Annotated in this window: 2 protein-coding genes; both read right to left on the reverse strand. The window is 57.7% G+C overall.

The annotated features are described in order from the left end of the window. Positions 1 to 190: 190 nt before the first annotated feature. The gene (locus AX756_RS25520) at positions 191 to 751 is read right to left on the reverse strand and encodes a hypothetical protein (protein WP_156461402.1); all 561 of its coding nucleotides are present in this window, start codon (positions 749 to 751) and stop codon (positions 191 to 193) included. Positions 752 to 758: 7 nt separating this feature from the next. Next, a complete protein-coding gene (locus AX756_RS06095) occupies positions 759 to 2,669 on the reverse strand; it encodes an alkyl sulfatase dimerization domain-containing protein (protein WP_082738966.1) in 1,911 nt (636 codons plus the stop codon). Between the last annotated feature and the right edge of the window lie 381 nt (positions 2,670 to 3,050).

Genomic DNA, 3,050 nt, shown 5'->3' on the forward strand with positions numbered 1-3,050 from the left:
CGCAATACGGCGAAGAGAAATATCCACCACCTGATCCTCGCATTCGCAAGCCGGCCCGGAAGGCGTTGCATGCCGTTCCTCACCCCACTGGCAGACGTCCGCTGGTAAACAAGGCTGGAGGGAATTTGCGCCGCCTTTGTGGCGGGTTTCCCGATCGTGATTGACACCTCTGCCGTCAGCGTTCCCTTTCCTATCCCGAGATACTCAAGGCGTCGGCAAAGGCATGGATTGCCGCGTCCCGATTTTCAGTACCGTAGACGCGAAGTAGACCCAGCTCTGTGGCGCGTTGAACCGTCAGTTCCCCGTCAAGCAAAGCGGCATACACCGTATCTGGCACCAGAACGGTCAGTTCCGTCTCGGCCGCAGGACTTGCATGGTATCGAGCGCCGGTTCGTGGGTCATTGATGCGCATCCATGCCCCGCTTTGGGTCAGCAGGACAGCAAGCTCCGGACCACCAGAAAGTGCGCGTGCAGCAAGGCGCCGCATGTGGGTAACCGCCCGCAAACGGATGACGTAGAGGGCCGCGTAGCGTGCTGAGTTATCCTTCGGCAACTCTGCAATATGTCCGGCATCTATTGCCGCTCTGGTCGCAAGCGCAATTGGAATTGACCCCCGGTGATCAACGGAGAAACCACTGAGATCCAGGGCTTCTAGGGAACAGGACGCGGCTGGTGCAGCTACGAGACTGGCTGCAACCATGAAACCTAAGGCCGCTCGGACGGGAACCAATGATTGACAGGATCCAGTCATGTCCGGATCACCGTCCTGCAAGATTGATCGTCACTGGCGCGAAATCGAAATAGGATGCGAAGGTAAAGATCGCCTCGGGATCGCCGTCCACCGTCGCCGTGCCATCTTCGATTGCGTCGCGCAGCGTAGCACGTCCAAGGACAAAGTCGTAGATCACCGAGCTTGGTAGGGTCAAAGTCACATCAGCATCTTCGGGCACTTCATCTTCGAACACAGCGACCCCGTTGCGAATGGTAAACCCATGTTCTTCATCTCGGTCGTTGATAATAAAGCCGATGGAAACATCGCCCTCCGCCGCCTTTTCACCGTCGATCTTGACGCGCAGGTTTTCCAGGATCGTCCCAATGCTGAATTGCTGGATGATCACCGGGTTTGCAAAATTGAATGCGCCGGACCTGTCGAGGCTGCCGTCAAGTTCCGCTGCCCCGGAGAGGGCAAAATTGCGATAATAGATGTTCGCCTGATCGTAGCCCCAGGCGCGCATGGCATCAGCCTTGACCTGACGCGCTTCTTCGTCGGACGGGTTTGCGCGAACCACGTGGGTCGTGATCTCCATAGCCCAGCCATAGTCTTCCGCCTCGATCGCCTGACGGGCGATATCCAGCACCGCATCGCGCCCGCCCATTGCAGAAACGTACAGTTTCGCTCGCCGGTCAAATGCGGGCACGGCCAGTTCCGTGGCATCACCGGAATACCAGCCGAGATACCCGTTATAGACGTTGCGCACGACATGGGCGACGCTGCCGTAGAACTCCTGCAGCCACGGGTCGTTCGCGAGACTCTCAGGAAGCTGGATCAGGTCGACGAGTTCTTCGCGCGTCGCCCCCTTGTTCATCTGCCGGATCGACTGGTCGTGAACATATTGAATCGCGTCACGGTAATTCCGGATGCGCTCCGTTATGAAGTCATTCCCGACCCAAGAGCGCATATGCGAGTGGGTGTAGGCGTCGCTTTGCTCTGCATAGGAGAGCAACCGGTCCACGCCCTTGTACCATTTGACAAGGTCGCGATACTTCGTGCCGCGTAACGTATAGAGATTTGGAAACGTTTCGCCCTGAATGGTTTCTGACCCGTGTACGAGGCGAAGGTCGGGGAAGTAGATGTCGATCTCGTCTTCGGCGTCGCCATAGGCCTCAAAGAGAACTACCTTGACCCCCGACACCTCGACTTCGAGTTCGTCCTCGACAGTGTCGGTCGGGGCATAGAATGAAATCTCTCCGCCCGCAAATGTCGGCCCGAGACCCGCATGGACCAGACCCTCGGCGTTCTGTCCAAGGTATGTAGCGCCCCCATAGGCTGTTCGCTCCGTCAGGATTTCCCCTACGACACTGGCGTCATTGGCGAGGTATTCCATGAATTGGTGATGGGCGAAAATGCGGACACTTCCGCTTTCGACATCTTCCTGTGTGACCCCAAGGCCGGCCGAGCCGAAGGAATGATCCGGGTGGCGATGCGAGTAGATAATCGCGGTGACCGGTAGCTCTATGTCTGTCGCTGTGCGGAAATCAGTCATGATGCGTTCGGAGGCAGCGTCGCTCTCTCCCGGATCGACCACGATGAGACCGTCTTCACCGACAACAATCAGGGTCGATGTGAGCTGCCACCCGGCCATCAGAAAGGCACGGCCCTCGACCGGTTCATAGATCGTCTTCGCCATCTGTTGCGCGAAGCTCGTCATGCGAGGATTGATGGAGTCGGCGGGTTCGGTGATCGCAAGGTTGTCGAAGGTCGCGCGGACCGGTGCCAGATTCTGAAGGATCGCCGGGTCGGCATATGGCTCGACCTCCTTCGGCACGTTGCGGCTGGCAACCTCAGGGGTCAGCAGGGTTTCGTCAAAAGCCTGCGCTGAAGGCGCAAGAAAAACGACTGCACATGTCGCCAGCAGACAGCCCATCCGGGATCTCTTCTCAAACGTCATCTATCAAAATCTCCTTGTGTCAACGGATCGGGGGACGACGGACGTAGCCGTTTCTTCAGACGATAGTCGCCTCTCCGATTGCTAGCAACCTTGGTGACTGCTGTGAAAATCCTCAACGGGAAGGCGTCTAATTGCGAGATCCGTTGCCTATCTGCGCTCTGGTCAATCAGCCCGCACTGGGCATCTCACACCGTCCTGTCGGGGCATGTCGGCGGCTAGCTCAGATTGTGTCTGTCATGCTTGGCGCCTTCGTACCTCAGCTTATGCCCAGTTGCCGGGGGTATCCGGGTCTCCGATCAACCGACGTCACTTGAACGTCACGAACCGGCATTAGGTGTTCAGTCCCGGCATCTGGTGGATCGGATTGACGATGAATCGATC

The sequence above is a fragment of the Aliiruegeria sabulilitoris genome, assembly GCF_001558155.1.
In the GTDB taxonomy this organism is placed as follows: domain Bacteria; phylum Pseudomonadota; class Alphaproteobacteria; order Rhodobacterales; family Rhodobacteraceae; genus Tropicimonas; species Tropicimonas sabulilitoris.